Source organism: Agriterribacter humi (genome assembly GCF_009192765.1).
GTDB lineage: Bacteria > Bacteroidota > Bacteroidia > Chitinophagales > Chitinophagaceae > Agriterribacter > Agriterribacter humi.
In genome coordinates this window covers 157,978-183,864 of sequence record NZ_VOHQ01000004.1, presented here as the reverse complement: position 1 = coordinate 183,864, position 25,887 = coordinate 157,978, and the positions used below count along the sequence as shown (strand labels likewise).

The 25,887-nt window shown below is 41.7% G+C and carries 27 protein-coding genes; 20 read left to right on the top strand and 7 right to left on the bottom strand.

Annotation, left to right across the window (positions count from 1 at the left end; translation table 11 throughout):
- Positions 1 to 34: 34 nt before the first annotated feature.
- Positions 35 to 1,207, bottom strand: coding sequence for an N-acetyl-alpha-D-glucosaminyl L-malate synthase BshA (gene bshA / locus FRX45_RS09430; RefSeq protein ID WP_152268168.1), 1,173 nt, complete (start codon positions 1,205 to 1,207; stop codon positions 35 to 37).
- Positions 1,208 to 1,344: 137 nt separating this feature from the next.
- On the opposite strand from bshA, the gene FRX45_RS09425 reads away from it, so the two are divergent.
- Positions 1,345 to 1,737 carry a hypothetical protein gene (locus FRX45_RS09425; protein ID WP_152268167.1) on the top strand — a complete coding sequence of 131 codons (393 nt, stop codon included), beginning with the start codon at positions 1,345 to 1,347 and terminating at the stop codon, positions 1,735 to 1,737.
- A 12-nt stretch (positions 1,738 to 1,749) separates the two neighbouring features.
- Here the strand turns inward: FRX45_RS09425 and FRX45_RS09420 are convergent, their stop codons facing one another.
- Positions 1,750 to 2,463 carry an SAM-dependent methyltransferase gene (locus FRX45_RS09420; RefSeq protein WP_152268166.1) on the bottom strand — a complete coding sequence of 238 codons (714 nt, stop codon included), beginning with the start codon at positions 2,461 to 2,463 and terminating at the stop codon, positions 1,750 to 1,752.
- A gap of 115 nt (positions 2,464 to 2,578) precedes the next feature.
- Positions 2,579 to 3,340 (bottom strand): EI24 domain-containing protein, encoded by a 762-nt coding sequence (locus FRX45_RS09415; protein WP_152268165.1) that lies wholly within the window; start codon positions 3,338 to 3,340, stop codon positions 2,579 to 2,581.
- A gap of 96 nt (positions 3,341 to 3,436) precedes the next feature.
- Between FRX45_RS09415 and FRX45_RS09410 the strand changes: the two genes are divergently transcribed.
- The 3 genes from FRX45_RS09410 to porT all read left to right on the top strand — a co-directional run bounded on the left by FRX45_RS09410 (position 3,437) and on the right by porT (position 5,751).
- Positions 3,437 to 4,042, top strand: coding sequence for a DNA-3-methyladenine glycosylase (locus FRX45_RS09410; protein ID WP_152268164.1), 606 nt, complete (start codon positions 3,437 to 3,439; stop codon positions 4,040 to 4,042).
- Positions 4,043 to 4,291: 249 nt separating this feature from the next.
- The gene (ubiE, locus tag FRX45_RS09405) at positions 4,292 to 5,035 is read left to right on the top strand and encodes a bifunctional demethylmenaquinone methyltransferase/2-methoxy-6-polyprenyl-1,4-benzoquinol methylase UbiE (RefSeq protein WP_152268163.1); all 744 of its coding nucleotides are present in this window, start codon (positions 4,292 to 4,294) and stop codon (positions 5,033 to 5,035) included.
- Positions 5,008 to 5,751: a type IX secretion/gliding motility protein PorT/SprT gene (porT, locus tag FRX45_RS09400; protein ID WP_226805154.1), complete on the top strand. Its 744-nt coding sequence runs from the start codon at positions 5,008 to 5,010 to the stop codon at positions 5,749 to 5,751. The genes ubiE and porT overlap by 28 nt, the downstream gene beginning before the upstream one ends.
- 38 nt (positions 5,752 to 5,789) lie before the next feature.
- Here the strand turns inward: porT and FRX45_RS09395 are convergent, their stop codons facing one another.
- Together FRX45_RS09395 and gyrB are read right to left on the bottom strand one after the other, a co-directional pair.
- Positions 5,790 to 5,999, bottom strand: coding sequence for a hypothetical protein (locus tag FRX45_RS09395; RefSeq protein WP_152268161.1), 210 nt, complete (start codon positions 5,997 to 5,999; stop codon positions 5,790 to 5,792).
- Positions 6,000 to 6,103: 104 nt separating this feature from the next.
- Positions 6,104 to 8,086, bottom strand: coding sequence for a DNA topoisomerase (ATP-hydrolyzing) subunit B (gene gyrB / locus FRX45_RS09390; RefSeq protein ID WP_152268160.1), 1,983 nt, complete (start codon positions 8,084 to 8,086; stop codon positions 6,104 to 6,106).
- A gap of 295 nt (positions 8,087 to 8,381) precedes the next feature.
- Between gyrB and FRX45_RS09385 the strand changes: the two genes are divergently transcribed.
- The 13 genes from FRX45_RS09385 (at position 8,382) to FRX45_RS09325 (ending at position 21,580) form a co-directional block, all read left to right on the top strand.
- Positions 8,382 to 9,341 (top strand): helix-turn-helix domain-containing protein, encoded by a 960-nt coding sequence (locus FRX45_RS09385; RefSeq protein ID WP_226805152.1) that lies wholly within the window; start codon positions 8,382 to 8,384, stop codon positions 9,339 to 9,341.
- A 366-nt stretch (positions 9,342 to 9,707) separates the two neighbouring features.
- Positions 9,708 to 10,946: a glutamyl-tRNA reductase gene (hemA, locus tag FRX45_RS09380; protein ID WP_152268159.1), complete on the top strand. Its 1,239-nt coding sequence runs from the start codon at positions 9,708 to 9,710 to the stop codon at positions 10,944 to 10,946.
- Positions 10,947 to 11,003: 57 nt separating this feature from the next.
- The gene (locus tag FRX45_RS09375; RefSeq protein ID WP_152268158.1) at positions 11,004 to 11,981 is read left to right on the top strand and encodes a hydroxymethylbilane synthase; all 978 of its coding nucleotides are present in this window, start codon (positions 11,004 to 11,006) and stop codon (positions 11,979 to 11,981) included.
- The gene (locus FRX45_RS09370; protein ID WP_152268157.1) at positions 11,968 to 12,666 is read left to right on the top strand and encodes a uroporphyrinogen-III synthase; all 699 of its coding nucleotides are present in this window, start codon (positions 11,968 to 11,970) and stop codon (positions 12,664 to 12,666) included. The genes FRX45_RS09375 and FRX45_RS09370 overlap by 14 nt, the downstream gene beginning before the upstream one ends.
- 1 nt (position 12,667) lies before the next feature.
- The gene (gene hemE / locus FRX45_RS09365; protein WP_152268156.1) at positions 12,668 to 13,717 is read left to right on the top strand and encodes a uroporphyrinogen decarboxylase; all 1,050 of its coding nucleotides are present in this window, start codon (positions 12,668 to 12,670) and stop codon (positions 13,715 to 13,717) included.
- Positions 13,718 to 13,766: 49 nt separating this feature from the next.
- Complete coding sequence (gene hemF / locus FRX45_RS09360; RefSeq protein WP_152268155.1) at positions 13,767 to 14,762, top strand: oxygen-dependent coproporphyrinogen oxidase; 996 nt, start codon at positions 13,767 to 13,769, stop codon at positions 14,760 to 14,762.
- A 197-nt stretch (positions 14,763 to 14,959) separates the two neighbouring features.
- The gene (gene hemB, locus FRX45_RS09355) at positions 14,960 to 15,934 is read left to right on the top strand and encodes a porphobilinogen synthase (RefSeq protein WP_152268154.1); all 975 of its coding nucleotides are present in this window, start codon (positions 14,960 to 14,962) and stop codon (positions 15,932 to 15,934) included.
- A 107-nt stretch (positions 15,935 to 16,041) separates the two neighbouring features.
- Positions 16,042 to 16,272: a four helix bundle protein gene (locus FRX45_RS23505; RefSeq protein ID WP_226805149.1), complete on the top strand. Its 231-nt coding sequence runs from the start codon at positions 16,042 to 16,044 to the stop codon at positions 16,270 to 16,272.
- 183 nt (positions 16,273 to 16,455) lie between these two features.
- Complete coding sequence (gene hemL, locus FRX45_RS09345) at positions 16,456 to 17,730, top strand: glutamate-1-semialdehyde 2,1-aminomutase (protein WP_152268153.1); 1,275 nt, start codon at positions 16,456 to 16,458, stop codon at positions 17,728 to 17,730.
- Positions 17,731 to 17,797: 67 nt separating this feature from the next.
- Positions 17,798 to 18,850, top strand: coding sequence for a ferrochelatase (hemH, locus tag FRX45_RS09340; RefSeq protein ID WP_152268152.1), 1,053 nt, complete (start codon positions 17,798 to 17,800; stop codon positions 18,848 to 18,850).
- Positions 18,851 to 18,864: 14 nt separating this feature from the next.
- Complete coding sequence (gene rsgA / locus FRX45_RS09335) at positions 18,865 to 19,794, top strand: ribosome small subunit-dependent GTPase A (RefSeq protein ID WP_152268151.1); 930 nt, start codon at positions 18,865 to 18,867, stop codon at positions 19,792 to 19,794.
- A 19-nt stretch (positions 19,795 to 19,813) separates the two neighbouring features.
- Positions 19,814 to 20,644 carry a glutaminyl-peptide cyclotransferase gene (locus FRX45_RS09330; protein WP_193311646.1) on the top strand — a complete coding sequence of 277 codons (831 nt, stop codon included), beginning with the start codon at positions 19,814 to 19,816 and terminating at the stop codon, positions 20,642 to 20,644.
- A gap of 258 nt (positions 20,645 to 20,902) precedes the next feature.
- Complete coding sequence (locus FRX45_RS09325; RefSeq protein ID WP_152268149.1) at positions 20,903 to 21,580, top strand: hypothetical protein; 678 nt, start codon at positions 20,903 to 20,905, stop codon at positions 21,578 to 21,580.
- A 173-nt stretch (positions 21,581 to 21,753) separates the two neighbouring features.
- Here FRX45_RS09325 and FRX45_RS09320 read toward each other — a convergent pair whose 3' ends face one another.
- Positions 21,754 to 22,059 (bottom strand): DUF3630 family protein, encoded by a 306-nt coding sequence (locus FRX45_RS09320; protein ID WP_152268148.1) that lies wholly within the window; start codon positions 22,057 to 22,059, stop codon positions 21,754 to 21,756.
- Between the two features lie 24 nt (positions 22,060 to 22,083).
- Complete coding sequence (locus FRX45_RS23260; RefSeq protein ID WP_193311645.1) at positions 22,084 to 22,245, bottom strand: hypothetical protein; 162 nt, start codon at positions 22,243 to 22,245, stop codon at positions 22,084 to 22,086.
- Between the two features lie 214 nt (positions 22,246 to 22,459).
- On the opposite strand from FRX45_RS23260, the gene FRX45_RS09315 reads away from it, so the two are divergent.
- From FRX45_RS09315 to FRX45_RS09305, 3 genes are all read left to right on the top strand, one after another.
- Positions 22,460 to 23,170 carry an HAD-IIB family hydrolase gene (locus tag FRX45_RS09315; protein ID WP_152268147.1) on the top strand — a complete coding sequence of 237 codons (711 nt, stop codon included), beginning with the start codon at positions 22,460 to 22,462 and terminating at the stop codon, positions 23,168 to 23,170.
- A 138-nt stretch (positions 23,171 to 23,308) separates the two neighbouring features.
- Positions 23,309 to 25,354, top strand: a complete 2,046-nt coding sequence (locus tag FRX45_RS09310) for an OPT family oligopeptide transporter (RefSeq protein ID WP_152268146.1) — start codon at positions 23,309 to 23,311, stop codon at positions 25,352 to 25,354.
- 23 nt (positions 25,355 to 25,377) lie between these two features.
- A complete protein-coding gene (locus FRX45_RS09305) occupies positions 25,378 to 25,737 on the top strand; it encodes an SdpI family protein (RefSeq protein ID WP_152268145.1) in 360 nt (119 codons plus the stop codon).
- Positions 25,738 to 25,887: the final 150 nt, after the last annotated feature.

Below are 25,887 nucleotides of genomic sequence, written 5' to 3'. Positions count from 1 at the left end.
TTTAAGTCTCCCCTTTGAGGTGCATGCTGTAGTTTCACTTCTGCACTTCGGGTACATTATTTTCTTTATGCTGTCCTTTACAAAATCCTTCATACAGCCTTTCATACAAATGTTCATATTGGGGTACAATACGGGTGATATCAAAGTTTTCGGCCTGTCTTCTTGCGTTGGCCTTAAACCGTTTAAAAGTATTTTCATCTTTTAAAATATCTATGGCATACTGTGCCATTTGACCGGTATCTCCAATATTGGCCATAAAACCGTTTTCGCCCGGCGTTATAATTTCGGGTAAACCGCCAACATTGGTAGACACAACAGGCGCCCCGCCAGCCATAGCTTCCAGCGCCGATAAGCCAAAACTTTCATATTCCGAGGGGAGTAAAAACAGGTCGGCTATGGCAAAAATCTCTTCCATGTCCTGTTGCTTGCCTACAAAGCGTATTTCATCGCACAAATTCAATTCCCTGCATAAAGCTTCCGCCATAGGCCTTTCCGGTCCGTCGCCTACCAGTAATAACTTAGATGGGATAACATCATTGAGTTTTTTGAATATTTGAATAACATCGTCTATACGTTTTATCTTCCTGAAATTAGAAGCATGCAATATAATACGTTCATTATTGGGTGCTATTACTTTACGAAAAGCATCAATAGGCTTTTTACTGAAGCGCTGTACATCCACAAAGTTGTAAATCACCTCTATGTCCTTTTCAATCTTAAAGGTACGGTAGGTTTCTTCTTTCAGGTTTTCCGATACGGCCGTTATGGCATCGCTCTGATTGATGGAAAAGGCCACAACAGGGGCATAGGTTTTATCGCGGCCTACCAGGGTAATATCCGTACCATGCAATGTGGTTATAACAGGAACATATTTATTCTCTTTTTGAAGGATCTGTTTGGCCATGTAGGCAGCAGAGGCATGCGGAATGGCATAATGTACATGCAGGAGATCGAGTTTGTTGTTTTTTACCACATCAACCAGGGTACTCGCTAATGCTGATTCATAAGGAGGGTAATCAAACAAAGGATAAGTCGGAACCCTTACTTCGTGGTAAAACATATTGGCGCGAAACCCTGTAAGTCGTACCGGTTGCCGGTAGGTAATAAAATGAACATTGTGATCTTTGTCGGCCAGCGCCATGCCCAGTTCGGTAGCCAATACACCGCTTCCCCCAAAAGTAGGGTAGCAAACTATTCCTATATTCATACATTTTTGTTTTAAAAGATCAGCGAAGTTAACTATTATAGCCGGGCTATGGGAATGGACGGAAAGTGAATTTTATATTATACCTATGCAACAGTATTCCAGCTACATTTATTAAATTGTTGTTTCAAACACCATATATGAAAAAATTCTTTCGTATTTTTTTGCTGCTTGTTGTAGTTGCACTTGCCATATTTATTTATGTACGCTATTATTTTGTTTTGGGCGAGGGGGTAAAATCGGGAGAGTTGAATTATTGTGTAAAAAAAGGATATGTTTTTAAAACCTACGAAGGAAAGCTTATCCAGTCTGGTATCCGTTCCCTTTCCCCGAATACTATACAGTCGTACGACTTTGAATTTTCTGTGACAAATGAAAAGGTAGCAAAAACATTAATGGCTAACTCTGGTATGGTATTCGACCTGTATTACAAGGAATACAAAGGAGCCATTCCGTGGCGGGGATTTAGTAAATACGTGGTGGATAGTATTGTAGCGATGAAAGACCCCCGGAATGGTAATATTGTACGCTAATTCCCTCCTTACTCAATTTTCGCCCAGAATAAAGATCGCCGGTTTTTTATGCAGATCGGGTTTATCTTTTTTCCATTCTGCAATGCTTCTTGTTTTAATATATTCTTCAGGAGAAGTAAGGGAGGCGGCTATGCATAAGCTTGTAAGCGGGTTGCAGGTTTTGAGCAGCGTGTCGAGCAATTGATTGTTCCTGTATGGGGTTTCAATGAATATTTGCGTGCAATGCTTTGTAATTGCTTCGTTTTCGACAGCTTTTACTGCTTTCGCTCTTGCGGCATTGTCTATGGGCAAATAGCCTGCAAATCTGAAATGTTGTCCATTCATGCCGCTGGCCATAAGCGCCAGGATAATCGAACTTGGACCTACCAATGGTTTTACCAATGCGCCGGCCGATTGTGCGGCCGCCACTAAAATTTGCCCGGGATCAGCAATGCCGGGGCAACCCGCTTCACTGATGATGCCCACTGTTTTATTGTTTTTCAATGCTGCTGTAAAAATGGATCGTACTGTTTGTTCTGCTTTATGAATAATATGCCATTCATAATCATCAATCACCATTTCTTTCCAGATGCTTTTTAAAAAGCGCCGGGCGGTTCTTTCATTTTCAACAAAAAATACACTGCACGCTTTAACTGCATCTGCAATATATGCTGGTATAGTTGCGGGTGCGCGATCATCAATTACAGAAGGAATTAAATAAACAGTTCCGTTGTTCGTACCGGGCATAATCCTTGATTTTGATTTGAGATTTGAAATGTGGAATGGCGGATAACTTCTTTGTAACGAATGATATAGACTCGCAATGGAAATTTGAAATCTAAAATTTCAAATCAGAAATGGTTCATTCGCCTTCTTTAGGATGATACAGGCTGAGTGTTGCTGCTATTACCGCATAAGCGGGTGCCAGTACCCAGCCAATTCCTATTAATCCATGCATCAAATAAAATATCAGTCCGTTTCCAATAGCGAGTCCTTTGTGCTTACCTATAAATTCAATGCTTTGTGTGGGAGATAGTTTTTGCCGTTCACAACTATAATCCAGCATGGAAAATCCATAATAATAACATTCTATCAGTAAAACGATTAATGGAGTTATCCAGCCCAATATGGGCACAAAAGAAATGATAAGCAGTGTAAAAGTATATACTGTTTGCCATAATGCATTACGCATAGCCAGCCGTATACCCCGTGCAATATCTTTTAATAACTGTGGGAAGCTGAAAGGATAATCTCTTTCTTCAATAATTGATTCTGTTTTTTCGCTCAGGTATCCAAATAATGGCGATCCCACGATCAGCCACATGTATTTGAACCACGAAAAATACAGCATCATCAGTATCAGCCATATCATTATGCCCCCCAATGCAAAGAAGAATCCCAGCAGGCTGCTTTGCATTTTATCTACCCATACTTTTAAACCTGTTTTAATACTCAGCAGTTCAATTACATAGGTAGCACTTTTGCTAAAAAAATACATGCTCACCACAAACAGCAAAGCATAAATCAACCCGGGAATAATGATCCATTTCCACAGGTTGTGCTTACGGATAAACTGGTGTGCCTTAAAGTACGATTGAACAGCTATTATAATCTCTTTAAGCAAATGATCCTGTTTAAATGATTTTTGTAAACTTGCCTCAGTAAATGGGGCGATCCCAATGATCAAACTTAATGAAATTCTTTTGCTTAATTTCCGGAGATGAAGAAACTGGATTATTATTTTTATAACCGTGCCGATGTAGTGAACATTGCCAGGGAATTATTGGGTAAAGTGCTGGTTACACAATGGGATGGCGTGGTAACATCGGGAAGGATTGTTGAAACAGAGGCGTACCGGGGTGTTACCGACAGGGCTTCTCATGCATGGAACGGCAGGCGAACCCGGCGTACAGAAATAATGTATGACGAAGGAGGTAAAGGATATGTATATTTATGTTATGGCATCCACCATTTGTTTAACGTAGTTACCAATATAAAAGAAACGCCGCATGCAGTGCTGGTGAGAGCAGTGGAACCAATGGAGGGAATAGGGACTATGCTGCAAAGAACAGGAAAGAAAAAGCCGGATCGTACTTTAACGTCGGGCCCCGGAAATGTATCCAAAGCCCTTGGGCTGATGGTCTCGCACACCGGGGTTAGCCTTTTAGAAGATACTGTTTTTATTGCAGATGATAGCTATGAACTTAAGAAAAAAGATATTATTGCTACCACACGTATAGGAGTGGATTATGCCGGCGAAGATGCTTTATTGCCCTACCGTTTTTTTATCAGGGATAATATATATGTAAGCGGAAGAAGATATTGATTGCCACTTTGATGCTGATCTTCAATACAGAGGCGTAATCGGATCATAGGAAAGCATAGGGTTATATTAAAAACGATGTGTAGCTATGTTTCTATGCTCTATGTGGCAAATATTCAGAAACAGAAACAATAACAAACCGATTTTCATTTCCGAACATCCAAAATTCACGTTAAGATTGCCTTCAATTCAATGCCGCCTGCAGCATAAATCCGCATTCATCTGGATTATTGTTTTACTTTTGCTGCCCGGATGGCGAAATTTGACCATGATAGCGTAGTTCCCTATAAAGAATCGGGTTTAACAAAAAAACAGCAGGTTGCTGAAATGTTTAACCGGATAGCGTTCCGCTATGATTTTATGAACCGGTTTCTTTCTGCCGGTATAGACGTTGGCTGGCGTAAAAAAGCGTTAAAGCAATTGGCAGAAGAAAAGCCTAAAATTATATTAGATGTTGCCACCGGAACGGGTGATATAGCCATCATGGCATATGAATTGCTTAAACCCGATAAAATAACCGGTATTGATATATCGGAGAAGATGCTGGAGATAGGTAAAGAGAAAGTGTTAAAGTTAGGACTGGAGCAGTATATTGACCTGCAAAGCGGTGATAGTGAAGCAATAAACTTTCCCACCGGTTCGTTTGATGCAGTTACTGTAGCCTTTGGCGTTCGGAATTTTGAACATCTGGAGCAAGGCCTTGAAGAAATAAAAAGAGTATTGAAACCAGGTGGTAAATTGGTAATATTAGAATTTTCAAAACCTAAAATAACAGGCATAGCACAACTTTACAATTTGTACGTGGGAATCGTAGCGCCGCAGATGGCTTCAATTGTTTCAAATAACAGGAAGGCCTATCAGTATCTTAACAAGTCGGTGCAGGGATTCCCGGAGGGAAAGACTTTTGTGGAAATTTTAAATAACGTTGGATTCCGAAACACATCATGCAAAAAATTAAGCCTGGGTATTTGCAGTATTTATTGCGGTGTAAAATAATTGTAGCGGTTATTATTGCATCGGGTTTTGTTACACCTTCTTTTGCACAGCTTCGTGGTAACATTAATCTTCCCAATCACGATGAAAAGCCGTACTACTTTGGTATAGTGCTTGGCTATAACACTTCGCACTATCATATTTCTCATGCTTCCTCTTTTTTAAACCAGGACAGCATACAGGGTGTGAATGGATTGAACAGCGGCCGGATACATTTGGGTATTATGGCCAACTGGCAGTTGTCGAAACGCTGGGATATCCGGTTTTACCCATTGAATCTTATTTTTAGTGAAAAGAAATTTCGTTATGATCTTAAATATCCCGACCTGGGAGAAAGCGTATTAGAAAAAACGCAGAAAATAGAATCTATTGTAATGAGTTGGCCATTGCAGGTGAGGTTAAAAAGCGATCGTATAGGCAACTTCCGGGTATACACGCTTGCAGGAATAAAATTTGATTACGACCTGGCATCCAACTCCGGCACTTCCAACTCGGAGAACCTGCTGAAAGTTAAAAAAACCGACTTCGGCGTAGAAGCCGGAATCGGTTTTCAATTCTTCAATAAATATGTTATTGTATCCCCTGAAATCAAAATCAGCAGCGGTCTGAGCAACGTTCATGCAAAAGACCCCTCGCTCAAATACTCCAATGTTATAGACAAACTGAATTCCAGGATGATCTTGTTTTCATTGCATTTTGAAGGAGGGGGTATGCTATAGGTAACGCTAAACTGGTAGCTAACCTAAGTTATCATCATTTATTCCCAGCCTTGTTTGGCTGTACCCGCTTTAATGGCAGCCAGGGCTTTAGCTTCACCCAGCAATGTGGTAAGCTTATTTCCCTTTCCATCATGACCCTGAGCCATATAAGCTCCTTTGGAAGTTTTTGTGATTACTGCGTCCTTGATGGGAACGTTCTTTTCTTTGGTTTTTACGTTGTATGCGGTTAAAGTTGCATCGTCTGACATAAAATTACATTTGATGGTTAGTAAAGTAATGATTTATTCTATGGATAGCCAAGTATTATTATTCTAAGATAAGAATATTTCACCATCCTCAATGCTAAAATTGTTTACACGTCGAGATTGGCATATTTGGCGTGCGATTCAATAAACTCTCTTCTTGGCGCTACTTCATCGCCCATTAACATACTGAATACGCGATCTGCCTCAGCCGCGCTTTCAATAGTAACCCTTTTAAGGGTGCGGGTTTCGGCATTCATAGTGGTTTGCCATAATTGTTCAGCGTTCATTTCTCCCAAGCCTTTATAGCGCTGCACATTTACACTGTCATCTTTTCCTGCTCCAATCTTTACTACCAATGCTTTACGCTGCTCTTCCGTCCAGGCATAACCCGATTCTTTTCCTTTTTTTACAAGATAGAGCGGCGGCATAGCAAGGTATACATAGCCCTGCTCCACCAATTCTTTCATGTACCGGAAAATGAAAGTAAGAATCAGGGTAGCGATATGGCTACCGTCTACATCGGCATCGGTCATAATAATAAGCTTATGATAGCGGAGTTTGGATATATCCAATGCCTTAGGATCTTCCGGCGTGCCGATTTTTACACCCAAAGCCGTAAACATATTGCGAATTTCCTCATTATCATAAATCTTATGCTCCATTGCTTTCTCTACGTTCAGTATTTTTCCTCTTAAGGGCAGAATAGCCTGGAAACGCCTGTCGCGGCCCTGTTTGGCCGTTCCGCCTGCAGAATCGCCCTCAACTAAGAAAAGCTCACATTTTTCAGGGTCCCGGTCGGAACAGTCGGCCAATTTACCCGGCAATCCTCCGCCGGTTAACACGCTTTTGCGTTGAACCAGCTCCCGCGCCTTTCTGGCTGCCGCACGCGCCTGTGCCGCCAGTATTACTTTGGAAATAATTATTTTGGCATCTTTGGGGTTCTCTTCAAGGTAGCTTTCCAATACCCTGCTTAAGGTAGTATCCACCACACCCATTACCTCATTATTACCTAATTTGGTTTTGGTTTGTCCTTCAAACTGCGGTTCGGGCACTTTTACTGAAATAACAGCGCTAAGCCCCTCCCGAAAATCGTCTCCTTCAATTTCTACTTTGGCCTTTTCAAACATGCCCTGCTTTTCACCATAAGCTTTAAATACTCTTGTAATGGACCTGCGGAAACCGGCCACATGTGTGCCGCCTTCAATGGTATTGATATTATTTACATAACTAAAAATATGCTCCTGGTAGCCGGTATTATAAACCATGGCTACTTCCACCGATACATTGCTTACAGGTTCAAGCGCTTCCCCGTAAATAACTTTAGGCAGCAGTGGCTGGCGATTGCCATTTTTATCTAACATTTCTACAAATTCTGCAATACCACCTTCGCTGAAAAACTTTTTGCTGTAGGTAATGCCGTTATCATCTTTCTCACGCAGGTCATCAAGAACAATGTTCAAACCTTTATTCAGAAAAGCGAGCTCTCTCAGGCGGGCTTCCAGAATATCCTTGTTATAAACGGACACGATAAAAATAGACTGATCGGGCCAAAAACGAATCAGGGTACCGGTTTTTTCGGTTGGTCCTATTTCACGTACAGGATATTGCGGTATCCCTGTATGATATTCCTGCTCAAAGATTTTCCCATCGCGCCATACAGTTGCATGCAGGGTAGCACTTAATGCATTTACACAACTCACACCCACACCATGCAATCCTCCCGAAACTTTATAAGTATTCTTATCAAATTTTCCTCCGGCATGCAGTACGGTCATTACCACTTCCAGCGCGCTGCGCTTCTCTTTGGTATGCATACCTGTGGGTATGCCCCTACCATCATCTTCAACACTTATAGAATTATCTTCATGAATGGTAACGGTAATGTTTTTACAATATCCCGCCAATGCTTCGTCAATGGAATTATCTACTACCTCGTATACCAAGTGATGTAAACCCTTAGTGCTGATGTCCCCGATATACATAGCGGGACGTTTGCGAACCGCTTCTAAACCTTCAAGAATTTGGATACTGTCTGCACCATAACCGGTTATAGGAGAAGGAGAGGCTAAAGCCTGTGTTTCATTGCTCATAAATCGTTCTGAATCACTTTTGCTGATCAAAAAAAATATTCGTGCAAAGGTACTGATATTAGCCTGCACAGGCAATTTTAATATCCTTTTTTACTAATGGCCCGGCGGGGAGAATTTTGGGTAATTTTTCTGTTTTTTGAGCGTCCCGTGAGATCCGTTCCGGGGAGTTGAAACCAATAAAAAAAACAGTCGCAACAGGTTCTGTAAACTGCTGCTCTTGGCTTTTTTATATGATGTATTTCATTTGTCATGAAGCAGTCATTACTGCTGTTCCTGCTTTTTTAATTGTTTATCAATGTATATTTGCAAACTTATTATGCTGCAGGCACCCAATATATTAGATTTGGCACAAAAGCATCCCGTGATGCTGGAAGCATTGAATATATTGCATGAAAAGGAACGCCAAACCCCTGGTGCAGTGCAATACAGCATAAAACGCTACAGTCGCATTCCCCAATGGAACGCCGAGGATATGGGCATGATGGTATACCATTATAAAAAAAATGAGCCCGCTGCAAGCTATCTTGAAATGCGGTTTTGTGTGAGTGGAAATGTGTATTGCAAGGGTAAGGAACAGGAGTGTCTTAATTGTAGGAACGGCCTAACAAAAGCCTGTTCAGAAAGAGAAGATACTATTGATGTAATGAATTTTACATTTTTGCCTGAACATTTATTGCAATTTGTAAAAAACCCCCGTTCTTTCAGCTTTACCAATGATGTGCTTTGTTTTAAGCACCCTTCATCTTTTACAAAGATCCTCCCGCTTTGCAGCCGTGTGAGAGTGATATTGGAAAGCCTTTTAAGCAATACTTATACAGAAAGCTTCGAGAATATATACATTAATGCGCAAACCCAGATGCTGTTGTTGTATAGCCTGGAATGCATGCTGGGTAATAAGGAAGAAGAGACCTTTAGTTGTAAGTTTCTTGCCAATGAGTCCGACAGGGATAAAATCCTGAAAGCAAGGGAAGTGTTATTGGAGCATATTGGCGAGCCCATCACCATTAAAGATCTGAGCCGCAAGGTGGCAATTAATGAATGCTACCTGAAAAAAGGATTTAAAGAAATTTTTGGGACTACTATTTTTGATTTTTACCAGAGCCAGCGTATGGAACACGCAAAATACCTTTTATATGAAAAAGGATTAAGCGTAACCGAAGTTTCACTTATGCTGGGCTATTCCTCTATATCTCATTTTTCTACTGCTTTCAAAAAACATACCGGCTTAAAACCTTGTGAGTTGCTGCTGAGATAGGGATATTTGTGATTTATGGTTTGTGATTTATGGTGGCATTTCGCTTCGGATTTTGTTTCGCACGTGTGGATACCCGCCCTCGGATTTTACCTGTCATGGTAGGCACGAACCATCTGCATTTATTTGTTTCTTGTTTTTTGTGATTTTATTCTTTGTATTTCCACGGATTTCGGATTTCCCGTCTTCGGATTTCTCCTTCATTTGGTTCTTGTGATTTGGTTTTTGGTTATTGTATTTCCCCACACAACTCATACCTGATTTTAATCAGTTGAATAAATGATTTTGAACAGTTTATACAGAGATGACTATTTTATGACAATACACTGACGCTAAGATGGTTGTTGTCTATTACATTTGCACCTGTTTATGTTCAACTCTTGTACATACGATGTTTGTAGCGGATTAGACAATTTTATTGTTATTGGCGTTAATTATCACAATGCCGATACCTCCACCCGAAGCAATTTTTCGGTTTCTAATGCAGCATACGACAGGATCGCCGAAAGTGCAGCACAAAAAAACATTAAAGATATTTTTGTTCTTTCTACCTGCAACAGAACTGAAGTGTATGGCATTGCCCCTGCTGAATTGCTGACCAATATGTTATGTGAGGCCACCGGTAATCCTGTTTCCGGGTTTAAACAGCACGGTTATGTTTACCAGGGCATGGCTGCTGTGATGCACCTGTTTAAAGTTGCTGCGGGCCTGGATTCCCAAATTATAGGCGATTATGAAATTTTGATGCAGTTAAAAAAAGCAACAAAATACGCTAAAGAAAAAGGTTTGCTGGGTACTTTGCTGGATCGCCTTGTGAATTTTGCGCTTCAGGCATCAAAAAGAGTAAAATCGGAAACCCGTCTCAGCACCGGCACGGTTTCAGTGGCCTACGCAGCTATTGAAGTGATACGTGAAAAAGTACCGGATATTAAATACAAAAATATTCTGCTCGTTGGCGCAGGTAAGTTTGGCTGTAATGTGGCTAAAAATATCAATGCATATTTTCCCGGGGCAAGAGTAAGGATCACAAATCGTACGCATCAAAAAGCGGAAGCTTTTGCGCAGGAATATGGATTGGAATGTGTGCCTTATGAAACGCTGAGCGCTGTAGCCAATGAAAGTGACGTGTTGATTGCAAGCACTGCTGCTGAATCATTTAATATCATTCCTTCATTTTTTTCAGTTCAGAAGCCCAGGTTGCTTTTAGACCTTTCTGTTCCTAAAAGCATTGACCCCGCTGTAAAATTTTTGCCTGGAACTACCTTAATGGATGTGGATGAGATATCGGCTATTTTGGATAATACATTCGCTATGCGAAAGGCCGAAGTACCTAAAGCATTGACCATTATTCAGGAAACCCTGGGTGAATTTGTAGAGTGGCATAAAATATTTTTACATCGCCATTTTCTTGGTGAAGTAAAATCCAAATTATATGAAATAAGCGAAACACATTCTTGTGTAGCCGCCGGTAAGAGGGAAAAGGAAGTTACGGATGCACGAATTCAGAAAGCAGTAAAAACGCTTGCCGTAGATCTGCGTACACGTACCGCCAAAGGCTGTCAGTACATCAGTACAATTAATGAGTACCTGCAAATGAATCCTTCATAGCATAAGAGTAGCGACCCCTCTTTTTCTAAAAGATTTCAGTTTAAGAATATTCATTTCATGAAGCATACAGTAAAAATTGGCACCCGTGAGAGTGAGTTAGCGGTTTGGCAGGCAAAAAAGGTACAATCCCTTTTGGCTGAGCAAGCCATTGATTCATCGTTATTGTATATAAAGAGCGAAGGCGATATTAACCTCACCGTTCCGCTTTACGAAATAGGGGTGCAGGGTATTTTTACCAAAGCCCTGGACAGCGCGCTGCTTCAAAAAGAAATTGATGTTGCTGTACACTCTTACAAAGATGTTCCAACACAACCGGCAAAAGGAATTGTGAAAGCGGCAGTGCTCAAACGGGATTCGTACAAAGACATTTTAATATATAAAGCTGAAACAGCCTTCCTGGAAGAAGAACTGGGTTTTTCGGGAGGAAAATGGCTGGAGAAATATGATAATACCCCCGGTGGAATTTCAAACTTTACCATCGCTACCAGCAGCACACGCCGCAAAGCTCAATGGTTGCACCGCTATCCCCATCACAGCATTGACAATCTTCGCGGAAACATCAACAGCAGGCTTAGAAAACTGGAGGAAAGCAAGTGGCAGGGAGCTATTTTTGCCGCGGCTGGTTTGGATCGTATTAATCTGCGTCCGTCAACGGGTATTGAATTAGACTGGATGTTGCCTGCACCGGCCCAGGGAGCTGTTGTGGCCGTTTGCCGGGAAGAAGATCAATGGTTAAGAGAGGCTTTTGATGTATTAAATGATGAGTATACAGATATATGCACCCGAACAGAAAGAGACTTTTTGCGCGCATTATTGGGGGGCTGTTCTACACCAATAAGCGCACTGGCACAAATTGAAAATGGGTTCCTGCAATTTAAAGGGAGCATTGTTTCGGTTGATGGAAAAGAAAAAGTTGAAACAGAAAGAAAGGTAGCGTTAAATAAAGTTGATGGTTTAGGCAGGGAGGCGGCCTTGGAAATTTTAGCCAATGGCGGTGATAAAATAATTGAATCTATCCGGAATGGTGGAAAATAAAATTAAAATATTATCAACACGGACCCTGAACGGTGAATTGTTGCACAAAACAGTCTTGCAGGATATGGATGTGGAGGCGGATACTTTTATAAAAATCATTCCGGATGTTTCGAAGGAAACGGATGCATTCATTCAATCCCTGGCACTGCAGCCGGCAGCCGTTATTTTTACGAGTGTTAACGCAGTTAATGCGGTTACAACGCGGCTAACTGTTGTTCCTTCATGGAAAATTTTTAGTATCGGCGGAGCTACCAAAGATGCCCTGCTGCATTTTTTTGACGCGTCTTCCATTGTTGCTACTGCTAAAAATGCCACCCTCCTGTCTGAAAAAATAATTGCTTACGGAGATATAAAAGAAGTGGTATTTTTTTGCGGCAACAGGAGAATGAATCATTTACCGGAAAGGCTTGGCGATGCAGGAATAAGGGTAGAGGAACTGCTTGTTTACCAAACTGTGGGAACGCCCGTAGCCACCACTAAGGAATATGAAGGCATATTGTTTTTTAGCCCCAGTGCTGTAGATAGTTTTTTTTCAATAAATACCATACCTGTACATACTGTATTGTTTTCCATTGGTGAAAGCACTACCGCTGCAATAGAATCTTATTGCAGTAATAAAGTGATCACCAGTCAATGGCCGGGGGAATCCAACATGCTGGAGATGGTTGCAGATTATTTTAAATGATATGAAGAACGATTTGTTATTAAAAGCACTTAGCGGTAAACCTGCAGAACGACCGCCTGTATGGATGATGCGCCAGGCCGGCCGTTATTTACCTCAGTATATGAAATTGCGGGAGCAATACGGCTTTTTTGAGCGTTGTCAAACTCCTGAACTTGCCTGCGAAATTACTTTACAGCCTGTAGATATTATTGGCGTGGATGCCGCTATACTTTTTTCGGATATTTTGGTGGTGCCCCAGGCCATGGGACTTGAAGTGCAGTTGATAGAAAGCAAAGGCCCATTTTTACCGGATCCCATTAGAACGGAGGCAGATTTACAGCGGTTATTCATACCCGATGTTCATGAAAAGCTTCAATATGTTTTTGATGCAATACAATTGATTAAAAAAGAATTGAATGACCGTGTGCCCCTTATAGGTTTTGCAGGGGCGCCGTGGACAATTCTTTGTTATATGGTTCAGGGCAAAGGCAGTAAAACCTTTGATGAGGCCAAAGCATTCTGTTATACCCAGCCCCAGCTGGCGCATCAACTGCTGCAAATGATTACCAACACCACCATAGCCTATCTTGAGGGACAGGTTGAAGCGGGTGCGGATGTGATACAAATTTTTGACAGTTGGGGCGGATTATTGGGGCCTGCAGATTTTGAAGCCATTTCATTGAAATACATCAGGCAAATCGTAAACGCACTAAAAGATAAAGTGCCTGTTATCATTTTTGCCAAGGGCGCCTGGCATGCATTGGAATCTATGGCTGCAACCGGCGCACAGGGGTTGGGTATAGACTGGTGCATTACCCCGCAGATGGCCCGGAGCTTAGCCGGCAATAAAGTAACTTTGCAGGGTAATTTTGATCCCGCAAAACTATTATCGCCTGTACCTGTTATTAAAAAGGAAGTAAAAGAAATGCTCTTTGCTTTTGGCAGTGAACGGCACATTGTAAATCTTGGACATGGCATTTTGCCCAATGTACCTGTTGATCATGCCCGGGCGTTTGTAGATACGGTTAAGGAATGGCGCAACAGCGGGAGCAATAATGCGCATTTCGATTAGTACCTGAATGGGCGTATTGAAGTAGGCTGTATTAAACAAACTGAAAGAAATGAAAACCCATAATCTGTCGTCTGGCATTGACGAATCATTGACTACTCACCACTCACCCCGTCCGAACGGTTCAGCCGGGCGGGCACTCACCACCGACAGTTGGGTCAATTATATACATGAGCTCCAGGATCGCATATGCAATGCATTGGAGCGGGAAGACGGGAAAGCCGGGTTTATAGAAGATAAGTGGGATCGTGCAGAAGGCGGGGGAGGAAAAACGCGGGTGATAGCGAATGGGAATGTATTTGAAAAAGGAGGGGTAAACTCATCCGTTGTTTATGGGAAAGTGAGTGATGCGATGCGAAACCAGTTGAATATCAATGGCGATAACTGGTTTGCATGCGGGCTCAGTATTGTTATGCATCCCCTGAATCCTTTTGTACCCACTGTGCATGCCAACTGGCGCTATTTTGAATTATACAACGCATCAGGGAAAGTGGTGGACAGGTGGTTTGGAGGAGGCGCAGACCTTACCCCCTATTATTTGTTTGAAGAAGACGCAAGGCATTTTCACCAAACATTGCATGATGCTATTCTCCCTTTTGGTGAAGATCTATACCCTAAATTTAAGCAGCAATGCGATGCCTATTTTTCCAATACCCATCGGGGTAATGAAATGCGTGGGATAGGAGGCGTTTTTTATGATTACCAGCGGCCGGAAAATGAAGAAGACGCCAATCGTTTGTTTGCATTTCAGCAAGCCAATGGCAATTGTTTTATCAATGCATATATGCCGCTTGTAGCAAAAAGAAAACATACAGAATGGAACGAAACGCATAAGCACTGGCAGGAGATCCGTAGGGGCCGGTATGTTGAGTTTAACCTCATACACGACCGCGGAACATTGTTCGGGCTAAAAACAAACGGGCGAACAGAAAGCATTTTAATGAGCCTGCCTCCCACTGTACGGTTCGAATATGATTATCAGCCGGAACCTGGAAGTGAAGAAGACAAACTATTACAGGTTTGTTTGCATCCACGGAAGTGGGTGTGAGGGTTGAAAGAAGAAGGTAACGAAGCATGCAAGCCCGAAGCCGTAAATGCGAAATCCGAAAAGAAGAACCAAAAGACAAATAACAAGAACCAAATGAAAATACAGATGTTTCGTTCTTCAGCATGACAGGAGAATCCGAAGAAGAAAATCCGAAATCCGAACGGCTTCAATCTTAGATCATAAATTTCAAATTAAAAATGTATTTACAACGCAGAAACCGTATACTTCGCAATAACGCTTCCATAAGGAATATGGTAGCCGAAACAGTATTAACACCCGCCGATTTTATTGCACCCTTATTTATTGATGAAGGTGAACACATCTCTTACGAAATTCCATCCATGCCCGGATATTACCGTCATTCACTTGACAACACGATTAAGGAAGTGAAAACTTTGTGGAGCATGGGTATTAAAAGCACTTTGCTTTTTATAAAATGCAATGATGAGTGGAAAGACAATACCGGCAAAGAAGCATGGAATGAAAACGGATTAATGCAGAGAAGTATCAAAGCCATTAAAGATGCGGTGCCCGAAATGATTATAATGACGGATGTGGCATTGGATCCCTATTCTGAATATGGGCACGATGGTATTGTAAAAGAAGGCAAGATCGTAAATGATGAAACCGTGGATGCTTTGGTGAAAATGAGTGTAAGCCATGCTGCTGCAGGTGCAGATTTTGTAGCGCCGAGCGATATGATGGACGGCCGCATTGGGGCTATCCGGAAAGCCCTGGAAGAAAATAACTTCACGCATACGGGCATTATGGCCTATAGCGCCAAATATGCCTCCTGCTTTTACGGCCCATTCCGCGATGCTTTAGACAGTGCGCCGGGCTTTGGCGACAAAAAAACTTACCAGATGAATTATGCCAACCGTATTGAAGCCATAAAGGAAACCATAACGGATATAGAAGAAGGCGCTGATATTGTAATGGTAAAACCTGCCATGGCTTACTTGGATATTATCCGCGAAGTAAAAAATGCGGTAACTGTTCCTGTAAGCGCGTATCATGTAAGTGGTGAATATGCCATGATAAAAGCCGCTGCAAAAATGGGCTGGCTCGATGAGCCAAAAGCAATCATTGAAAGTCTTACTGCTATTAAAAGAGCCGGGGCCGATCTTATTGCAACGTATTTTGCCAAAGACGCGGCGGGGATGCTGACATGAGGGAAGTGAATAGTGAATGAGGCAATGGTGAATGAATACATCCGGGATGAGGCGTAAGTGTAAAACAATTATTTTGCAGATATTTCTTCATCTAAAAAATACTGCCTATGTTTCTCAAACTCAATCACCAAAAGTTAGAAGTATATACTTATTCAAGAGCATTTACATTAGCATGTTACAAGCTTACAAAAGCATTACCGGTAGAGGAAAAATTCGGAATGATTTCTCAAATAAGAAGAGCTGCATTGTCAGTACACCTCAATATTGCAGAAGGGGCCTCTAGAAAATCTGAAGTGGAGAGAAAAAGATATTATGAAATTTCAAGAGGTTCAATGTAGAAGTGGATGCGGCATTAGATATAGCCAGTGATTTAAACTATTTGAATAACGTTGATATGAAAGATTTAGAAGAAAAGATAGTCGGCACCTTTAAATTATTGACAGGTTTAATATTATCTTGTTCAAAGCATTAATATAGACATTGCAATTCACTATTAACTATTCACCATTCACTTATTCACCATGATCCATCAATCCAGTAAAGCCTTATTTGAACGTGCCCAACATTCCATCCCCGGCGGTGTAAACTCTCCGGTACGGGCATTCAGAAGTGTTGGTGGCACTCCGGTATTTATCGAAAAGGCCAAAGGCGCTTATTTGTACGATGTTGACGGCAATGAATATATTGATTTTATCAATTCCTGGGGACCGATGATCTTAGGTCATGCACACGAGCCTGTTATAAAAGCTATCCAGGATAAAGCCGTGGCATCTACTTCTTTTGGCGCCCCAACTGAACTGGAAATTGAAATAGCGGAACTGATAAAAAAGATGGCGCCGAACGTTGATCTGATCCGCATGGTGAACAGCGGTACCGAAGCCTGCATGAGTGCTGTAAGACTGGCGCGTGGATATACACAAAAGAATAAATTTATAAAGTTTGAAGGCTGTTATCATGGCCACGCAGACTGCTTTTTGGTAAAGGCCGGTAGTGGGGTAGCCACGTTTAATATTCAAAAGGTACCGGGCGTAACGGCAGGCGTTGCCAATGATACGCTTACCTGTGCATACAATAATATAAGTGCCGTAGAAAAATTAGTGGCAGAAAACAAAAATGAAATTGCCGCTATTATTATTGAGCCTGTAGCAGGTAATATGGGTTGCATTTTGCCGGAGGAAGGATATCTGGAAGCGCTTCGTAAAATTTGCGACAGGGAAAACGTACTGCTGATCTTTGATGAAGTGATGACAGGATTTCGTCTGGCAAGAGGAGGTGCACAGGAAAAATTAAAAGTCAATGCCGATATTATCACCTTTGGAAAAATAATTGGCGCGGGAATGCCGGTTGGTGCTTTTGCAGGCCGAAAGGAGATCATGCAGCATATAGCACCACTTGGGAGCGTGTACCAGGCCGGTACGCTGAGTGGTAACCCACTGGCGATGATAGCGGGTTATACCCTGCTTAATGAATTAAATATCAACCCTGTAGTATATGAGGAGTTGGAAGCCAAAGGCGCTTACCTCCAAAAAGGTTTAACAGAAGTGTTGAAAGCAAAAGCGCATCCTTTCCGTATCAATCGCATGGGAAGTATGATTAGCGTGCATTTCAGTGATCAGGAAATTGTAGATTTTAACTCGGCTGCGGAATCCAATATTGAAATGTTTAATAAGTTTTTTCATCATATGTTGAATTCCGGCGTATATTTGCCTCCCTCTGCTTTTGAAACATGGTTTATAAGTAATGCCATTACCTATCAAGACCTGGACCGTACCATTGACGCGGCGTCCCGTTTTTGATCCATCATATCAGTAAAGGTCACCCTGAGTGACCTTTTACCATTTTAACCAAGTAAGCATATCAAACATGACAAATACATCAGCCAGGCGCGGAATAATATTGATGAACCTGGGTTCACCCGACTCAACAGAAGTAAAAGACGTACACCGTTACCTCATGGAATTTTTGATGGATGGGAGAGTAATTGATTATAGCTACCTGGCGCGTTTGCTGTTGGTTGGGGGCATTATTGTGCCGTTTCGGGCGGCAAAGTCTGCAGCAGCCTACCGTTCTGTATGGACCAAAGAAGGTTCTCCTCTTATTGTAATAACGCAACAATTGCAGAAGGCGGTACAGGCAAAGCTGCAAGAGCCCGTAGAAATAGCCATGCGGTATGGAAATCCATCTGTTGCCGCTGCATATGATAATTTATTAAAGCGATTGCCCGGGCTGGAAGAAGTGATCGCTATACCCTTGTACCCGCACTATGCCATGTCGTCTTATGAAACGGCTGTAGAACACGCCAAAGCAGTGCACAAAAAAGGGAAATATCCTTTTTCGCTTTCTTTCATCCGGCCCTTTTACAATGAATCAAATTATATACAGGCATTAGCGGAAAGTATTGGACCCTATCTGCAGCAGGATTATGATCATATATTATTCAGCTACCACGGCGTACCGGGCAGGCATATACGCAAATCCGATATCACAGGCAATCATTGTTTACAAACGCCCGACTGTTGCCAAACAGCTTCTCCTGCCCATGCTTTTTGCTACAGGCATCAATGTTTTACAACAACCCGGCTTATAACCGAAAAATTAAACATTCCCGAAAACAAATACAGCATTTCATTTCAATCAAGGTTAGGAAAGGGATGGCTGGAACCTTTTACCGATATACGTTTGGCAGAACTTCCAAAAGAAGGTAAAAAGAAATTACTGGTACTTTGCCCTGCCTTTGTAAGTGATTGCTTAGAAACCCTTGAAGAAATAGCAGTGGAAGGAAAAGAAACCTTTTTGCATGCAGGAGGCGAATCCTTTACTTTTATTCCCTGTATGAATACCAGTACTGCCTGGGTGGATACCATCGCTTTATGGATGAAAGAATATGCGGATGGTGAACGCAGCATGATCTTTTAAAGCAATTTCATTTCATGAAAGCATTGGTATATAAATCTACAGGAAGCTGGTATGTGGTTAAAACCCGCGACGGGTCATTGTATAATGCCAGGATAAAAGGTAAGTTTAAGCTGGATGGCATTACCTCTACCAACCCGATAACGGTAGGTGATGAAATAGATATTGAAATAGAAGAAGGAGAAGACCAGAGTGCCATCATTACCCGTATATACGAGCGCCGCAATTATATTAACCGGCAATCTCCCTCCCATAAATACCAGCATCACATTATTGCGGCCAATCTTGATCAAACTTTACTGGTTTGCACACTCAGGGAACCGCGTACATCGCAGGGGTTTATGGACAGGTTTCTGGTTGCTGCCGAAGCATATCATATACCTGCAGTACTTGTATTTAATAAATCCGATCTGCACAGGGAAAAAGAAACGGTTCAGTTTGAAGAAAGAAAGGAAATGTATGAAGCAATAGGGTATACTGTGATTTTGATGAGTGTGGAAAAAAACGAAGGCATAAAAGATATACAACAAATTTTACAGCATAAAACTTCTTTGGTCAGCGGGCATTCCGGCGTGGGAAAATCTTCATTCATTAATACCCTTATCCCCTCCTTTGCCCTTAAAACGCAGGAAGTAAGTGGCTGGAGCGGTAAGGGCCTGCATACCACTACTTTTGCGGAAATGTATGATCTGCCCTTTGGTGGAAGGATAATTGATACGCCGGGGATACGCGAATTTGGGCTGGTGGATATTTCAAAACAGGAACTTTCGCATTATTTTCCTGAAATGCGAAATATAATATCCGATTGCCAGTTTAATAATTGCTTGCACATTAATGAGCCTGGCTGTGCAGTTAAAGCTGCTGTTGAAAATGAAACCATTCATATAGACAGATATATAAGCTATTGTAAAATTTTTGATTCCATCAACGGCAAAGAATACAAATAGCTATTGTAAAATGATCATCATGCCTGTTCAAAAAAGATATACGGTCTTTGTTGCGTTATGTATAATGTATATAATATCCTGTGTAGATGAAGATAAAAAAGCTGATACTAGCGATGGTATTCCCGAAAACAAAACACAACTTATCCCCTATAGTGTTGTAAATAGTATGCCTCACGACACTCTTGCTTTTACCGAAGGCTTATGCTGGTATAATGGAAAGCTATATGAAAGCACCGGGTCGCCCGGTGAATTGCCACAAACAAAAAGTTATTGGGGCATAATAAATACTGCTAACGGAAAAGTAGAGAACAGGCATGAACTGGATAGAAGTATTTTTTTTGGAGAAGGCATAACCATACTACACGACAGGCTTTTTCAACTTACTTACAAAAACAGGAAGGGGTTTGTTTATGATCTTCACTCCATGAAAAAAATCGGGGGATTTAGTTTTTTTAATGAAGAGGGTTGGGGATTAACCACTGATGGGCAATACCTGATTATGAGTGATGGTACCAGCAATATTACTTATATGGACCCCAAAACATATAAGCCCTTAAAAAATTTACCCGTTACCGAAAATGGAAATCCGGTTGATCAATTAAACGAGCTGGAATATATAGATGGCTGGCTGTTTGCCAATGTATATCGTACCAACTATATTGTAAAAATCAATCCGGAAACCGGCGTAATTGCAGGAAAAATGGATCTGTGGCCGCTGGTTAAAATGGCTAAGGATGAATATCCGCGAACGTTGGAAATGAACGGCATTGCATATAATCCTGGTTCAAAAACCCTATTTGTAACAGGGAAGATGTGGCCCAGGATTTTTGAAGTAAAACTTAATCAGTAGCAAAAACAGCTCTAAAGACGATGATAGAAATTGTGCTATGGTTTTGATTGAAACTCCGGGAACTGGCATTTTGGTAAAAGCCGTAGCACGGCAGCAAAAAAGAAATGTAATAGGCAACGCCCTTTTATAAACGCTGCTTCATTTTAAAACATTTGTATTTTGTTAGTGTAAATTTTCGTTAAAGCAACTGCTGCTAAAATTTTATTTGATCTGCAGTATCAATATTTGCTCATTCTTTCGTTTTTAAAATTAAAATTCATGAGAAGATTTACATTCCTCTTCCTGATTGCTTTCATAATGATATCTGCCGTGAATGGTCAAATACAAAAAGGGACTACGGTATGGGGTGGTAATATCGGTTTTAATACTCAAAAGTACGATCCCGGTCCAGGCGGAGGTTCAATCAACACCAATCGCAGCTTCAATGTAGCGCCGTTATTTGCCAAAGCTATAAAGCAAAACTTTATTGTTGGAGGCGACGTTACCTATGGAAATTCTTTCAATAAGCAAGAATCCCCTGCCAATGCTGTTTATAAAACAGATAATAATTCTTATGGTATCGGCGCGTTCATAAGAGGATATAAAAATCTAGGCAATTCGGGATTTTATCTTTTTCTGCAAAGCAGGTTAGGAGCAAATGTTACAAAAGGTAAAACCAGCAATACAGGCAATCCTGGTCCGGTTATGAAGAGCGACAATAATGGGTTTGATATTCGGCTTAACCTTTATCCGGGCGTATCTTATGCTATAACGCCTAAAATGCATATAGAGACCGGCTTAAATGATTTATTCCAGGTGGGCTATGGCAACAGCAAGACGACTTCCGGTAATCAAACTTCAGAAACAAAAACCAAATCAAGTGGTTTTAATGCAGGTATAGGGTTGGGCAGTTCCACGTTATGGACAGTTGGGGTAAAGTTTTTTCTGGGTTCCTGATGTACAAAACTTACGCAATTCCGCAGAGGCTTCTTTGCGGGTTTTGTGGTTTATGATGTTTATTGCAAAATGAAGGTGAGATGTGAGCATTTCACCTTTCATGTCTGCCATCTCGTGATTAACATGGCACTTTATAATTTACAGGTATCCCTCTGTTACCTTTGTGCCTGTCATTATTTCAAATGATCTTCCAAAACCCTGGCCAGCTCTTTTATCGCTTCATTGTCTTTTGCTACAGCATTTTTAAGCCGCACGGGCAAAATGGATACGCCGTCATATATATTATAGTGCAGAGTAAGCTTGTGTCCATTGAAATTGAAGTCCCAATAGGATGTATCAAGGTCATCAATTTTGTTGGTAAAATGTACCTGTAGCTTTTCTGCAAGTAAACCGGCAACTCCATAAAATTTGTCGAAGCCGCAGTTTTCATCAATTACAGCTTCAGTACAGCCATAATCGTTACGTAGGGTTAGGTTCATAACTTTATTTTTTAAGTGGTGAAACTAATTTTTAAAGGACTTCGCTTTGGGTGCTTTTTCGCCGCTCAAAATTCTTTCAGCACCAACACTTTTGCCATTGGCCGGGCATCCGTATTTTGGTGAACAGCCACATATATACGACACAAACAAAAGGCTGCATGCTGCATAAATGATCATTTTTTTCATAGCATTATAGTTAAGCGTTGGCGTTGGTTTCCCGTTTTATTTTTTATTAATAAAAACGGTTCAGGATGATTTTTGGTATATAAGTATACTAAAAGCTGTTAAAACAGAGTTATCCTGCTTATCACTTGGGCATAACCATTTTCAAAAAGAAACTGCATATATCGTTTTACAAAGGATATTTGCCTCTACTAATTATAACAAAAAGAGAAAGAAAATGTTACTGGCTACTGACCTTGATGGCACTTTTTTAGGGGGAACACCTGTACAGAAGGAGCAGTTGTACCGCATTATAAACAATGGTAAAGGCATTCAGCTTGTTTTTGTAAGCGGAAGAGGGTTGGCTACTATCCTCCCCCTTTTTAATGAGCCGTTCATGCCAAAGCCTGAATTCATTATTTGTGATGTAGGCGCCACTATTCTTAATGGCAATACGCTTCAGCCCATTGAACCGATACATTCTTTGATTGAAGAAAGATGGCCTGGCGAAGAAATGGTATCCGGATTATTAACCAGTGTAAAAGGACTGGTGCCGCAGAATGTGCCGCAACAAAGACGTTGTTCGTATTTTTTTAATGAGCATACCGATGTTGATGATCTGAAGTATAAAGTGGAACAACTGAATTGCGACCTGGTGCTCTCTGCCGGAAAATTCGCCGATGTGCTGCCAAAGGATATTAATAAAGGATATACCTTACAAATGCTGGCAAAGCAATGCCATTTCCCTATGGAAGAGATTTTGGTTGCAGGCGATACTTTCAATGATCTTTCTTTATTTGCCACGGGTTATAAGGGAGTAGTGGTTGGCAATGCCGAGCCCGGTTTGTTAGAGGCAACCGCCGGCTGGCATGCTATCTATCATGCAAAGGAAGAAGGCGCAGGTGGCATACTGGAAGCCATGCGATACTTTAGCCTCGTTGAAGAATAGATCAGCTATTGCTGTAATTATATTTTAGGTTAGTTTATATCCACCGGGCCTATACGAAATGCTAATGGTTTTATGCGGGGTATAGCCGATGTCAAACCCATCTTTTTCTTTATCTTTCTTATGCAAAATTCCAGAACGATGTCTGAAAAAAAATTCCAACCCTTTATAGCGCCCGAAACCAAAATGGCCGAGTTTACAATTAAGGCAGTGCTAACCGGTTCGGCTTTTGGTATTATTTTCGGCGCGGCTACAGTGTATCTTGCGCTTAAAGCCGGGCTAACCGTTTCCGCTTCAATTCCCATTGCAGTGATGGCCATAACCCTCAGCCGTATTTTTTTAAAGACCACTATACTCGAAAATAATATTATTCAAACCACGGGGTCCGCAGGTGAAAGCATTGCCGCAGGGGTTGTATTTACGCTACCCGGCTTTTTATTTTTAAGTGATAAAGCCAATGAAGATTATTTCAATTATGTTACCATACTGACCCTTGCCATACTGGGTGGTATACTGGGCACATTAATGATGATACCATTGCGGCGTCCTTTAATTGTAAAGGAACATAGTACGCTTCCTTACCCCGAAGGAACCGCCTGCGCTGCTGTGCTGAAAGCGGGAGAAAAGGGCGGGGATTTTGCCAAAACGGCTTTTATTGGTTTGGGGTTTGCACTGCTGTACGCTTTTTTACAAAGAATTGTTCATGTAATTGCCGAAACACCCGCGTTTATGACGAAGCAGGTCAATAAGTTTCTCCCTTCAGCCAAGATCAGCGGTGAAATAACACCTGAATACCTGGGAGTAGGTTATATCATAGGCCCTAAAATCGGGGGTGTGCTGGTGGCGGGCAGCGTACTGGCTTCTTTTGTACTTATTCCTTTGCTGGCAACATTGGTACCTGCTGATGCCTTTGCCGCCCAATTGGTAAAACTGGGTGTACTCGCCGGCGTGAATACAGAAGGAGGGAAAGGTGGCTGGAACCCCGACACGCACACCTTTGCAGATCTTTCAGATGCTATTTATTGGGCGTATATCCGGCAGATAGGCGCAGGCGCTGTTGCAGCAGGCGGCTTTATAACACTGCTGAAAACCTTACCCACTATCGTCTCTTCATTTAAAAGCAGCCTGGGATCTTTAAAAAATAAAAATACCGGCAACATGATCACTGAAGAAGCCCGTACAGAAAAGGACCTGAGCTTAAAACTGGTGGGCTTTGGAAGTTTGGGACTGGTATTGATCGTATCTGTTTTACCGTTCATACCCGGTGAAAATTTCATAAGCCGTTTGCTGGTGGGCATACTCATTGTAGTGTTTGGCGCTTTATTCGTAACCGTTTCTTCCCGTATTGTTGGTTTGATCGGTTCTTCCAATAATCCTATTTCGGGCATGACGATAGCTACTATTCTGGGTACCTGTTTAATTTTTATAGCCGTGGGGTGGACGGGCAAATCCTACGAGCCCATGGTACTGGTTGTAGGTGGAATGATATGTATAGCCGCGGCCAATGCCGGAGCTACCTCTCAGGATCTTAAAACCGGCTATATAATCGGTGCTACTCCACGTTACCAGCAGTTGGCCTTGTTTATCGGTGTCATCGTCTCTTCGCTGGCAATAGGGATAACCATAAAAGTGCTGGATACTCCCACGCCCGAAATGGTAGCGCAGGGCATCCATCATGCCATTGGCCAAAGCACATATGCCGCTCCGCAGGCCACATTAATGGCTACACTAATAAAAGGTGTTTTATCGTTTAACCTCGACTGGCAGTATGTGCTGGTGGGTGTGTTTATAGCTGTGGTGGTAGAACTCTGCGGCATTAAAGCATTGTCGTTCGCCATTGGTTTGTACCTTCCTTTGTCAACCACCTTACCCATTTTTATAGGCGGCGCTATACGTGGTATTGTTGACTGGCAGGCTAAAAAGAAAGGCGAAGTGTTACAACCCGGTGAAGAAGACCTGGGCAAAGGCAATTTGTTTGCAACGGGATTGGTGGCAGGCGGCGCTATAGCCGGTGTTATCGTTGCCTTCTTATCGGCCAACGATATTATTTTGAGCGGATTAAAAAAGCTGAGCTTTGAACATGGCATAACCAATGTACTGGGTGGCGCATTGGGCTATGAAATATTAGGGGTAATATTTTTTGCAGCGCTGGGCGGCTTATTGTATAAAGTAGCAAAAAAGAAATAGATTCCTGTTAAGCAGTTCGATATATGTCTCCATTTACTATCATAACATTCGTTACCGGCTGTACGCTTGTTGTTATGAGCATAATAACGCTCTTCTATACGCCTAAAAAAATCAATTCTTCTTACGGTTACAGAACAAAAGCTTCAATGCGCAACCAGCAAACCTGGGAGGAAGCCAACCGCTATTCTTCAAAATTGATGTTGTTTTGCGGACTTGCTCTTCTAATAATTGGTCTCCTTTCTTTTTTTGTTTCATTCTTAAACCAAACAGGTATAATTACCGGAACAATACTTACTTTTTTATTTACCCTGTTGCCCATTCCGCTTACGGAACGGCATTTAAGAAAGTCGTTTGACAAAGATGGGAACAGGAAAACAGAATGACCGGCCATTTTGCAGTCGGTATACAACGAAGGAGGGTCAGACTGCAAAATGATTAGATGTTCTTTGGCCTTATACCTGCATAAAAGGAATATACTTACCCGGTCTGACGCTGCACATACCGACAGGGTAATCCGAAATACGTTTGTATAA

Excerpts from the sequence above, each read along its gene's own strand:
- FRX45_RS09375 (WP_152268158.1), top strand. The coding sequence starts at position 11,004 with ATGAAGCATACAGTAAAAATTGGCACCCGTGAGAGTGAGTTAGCGGTT.
- hemB (WP_152268154.1), top strand. The coding sequence starts at position 14,960 with ATGTATTTACAACGCAGAAACCGTATACTTCGCAATAACGCTTCCATA.
- FRX45_RS09370 (WP_152268157.1), top strand. The coding sequence starts at position 11,968 with ATGGTGGAAAATAAAATTAAAATATTATCAACACGGACCCTGAACGGT.
- FRX45_RS09310 (WP_152268146.1), top strand. The coding sequence starts at position 23,309 with ATGTCTGAAAAAAAATTCCAACCCTTTATAGCGCCCGAAACCAAAATG.
- FRX45_RS23260 (WP_193311645.1), bottom strand. The coding sequence starts at position 22,245 with ATGAAAAAAATGATCATTTATGCAGCATGCAGCCTTTTGTTTGTGTCG.
- rsgA (WP_152268151.1), top strand. The coding sequence starts at position 18,865 with ATGAAAGCATTGGTATATAAATCTACAGGAAGCTGGTATGTGGTTAAA.
- FRX45_RS09420 (WP_152268166.1), bottom strand. The coding sequence starts at position 2,463 with ATGCCCGGTACGAACAACGGAACTGTTTATTTAATTCCTTCTGTAATT.
- hemE (WP_152268156.1), top strand. The coding sequence starts at position 12,668 with ATGAAGAACGATTTGTTATTAAAAGCACTTAGCGGTAAACCTGCAGAA.
- hemA (WP_152268159.1), top strand. The coding sequence starts at position 9,708 with ATGTTCAACTCTTGTACATACGATGTTTGTAGCGGATTAGACAATTTT.
- FRX45_RS09410 (WP_152268164.1), top strand. The coding sequence starts at position 3,437 with ATGAAGAAACTGGATTATTATTTTTATAACCGTGCCGATGTAGTGAAC.
- FRX45_RS09320 (WP_152268148.1), bottom strand. The coding sequence starts at position 22,059 with ATGAACCTAACCCTACGTAACGATTATGGCTGTACTGAAGCTGTAATT.
- FRX45_RS09330 (WP_193311646.1), top strand. The coding sequence starts at position 19,814 with ATGCCTGTTCAAAAAAGATATACGGTCTTTGTTGCGTTATGTATAATG.
- hemL (WP_152268153.1), top strand. The coding sequence starts at position 16,456 with ATGATCCATCAATCCAGTAAAGCCTTATTTGAACGTGCCCAACATTCC.
- FRX45_RS23505 (WP_226805149.1), top strand. The coding sequence starts at position 16,042 with ATGTTTCTCAAACTCAATCACCAAAAGTTAGAAGTATATACTTATTCA.
- FRX45_RS09305 (WP_152268145.1), top strand. The coding sequence starts at position 25,378 with ATGTCTCCATTTACTATCATAACATTCGTTACCGGCTGTACGCTTGTT.
- ubiE (WP_152268163.1), top strand. The coding sequence starts at position 4,292 with ATGGCGAAATTTGACCATGATAGCGTAGTTCCCTATAAAGAATCGGGT.
- FRX45_RS09395 (WP_152268161.1), bottom strand. The coding sequence starts at position 5,999 with ATGTCAGACGATGCAACTTTAACCGCATACAACGTAAAAACCAAAGAA.
- FRX45_RS09315 (WP_152268147.1), top strand. The coding sequence starts at position 22,460 with ATGTTACTGGCTACTGACCTTGATGGCACTTTTTTAGGGGGAACACCT.
- FRX45_RS09425 (WP_152268167.1), top strand. The coding sequence starts at position 1,345 with ATGAAAAAATTCTTTCGTATTTTTTTGCTGCTTGTTGTAGTTGCACTT.
- gyrB (WP_152268160.1), bottom strand. The coding sequence starts at position 8,086 with ATGAGCAATGAAACACAGGCTTTAGCCTCTCCTTCTCCTATAACCGGT.
- hemH (WP_152268152.1), top strand. The coding sequence starts at position 17,798 with ATGACAAATACATCAGCCAGGCGCGGAATAATATTGATGAACCTGGGT.
- hemF (WP_152268155.1), top strand. The coding sequence starts at position 13,767 with ATGAAAACCCATAATCTGTCGTCTGGCATTGACGAATCATTGACTACT.
- FRX45_RS09385 (WP_226805152.1), top strand. The coding sequence starts at position 8,382 with ATGTATATTTGCAAACTTATTATGCTGCAGGCACCCAATATATTAGAT.
- FRX45_RS09325 (WP_152268149.1), top strand. The coding sequence starts at position 20,903 with ATGAGAAGATTTACATTCCTCTTCCTGATTGCTTTCATAATGATATCT.
- bshA (WP_152268168.1), bottom strand. The coding sequence starts at position 1,207 with ATGAATATAGGAATAGTTTGCTACCCTACTTTTGGGGGAAGCGGTGTA.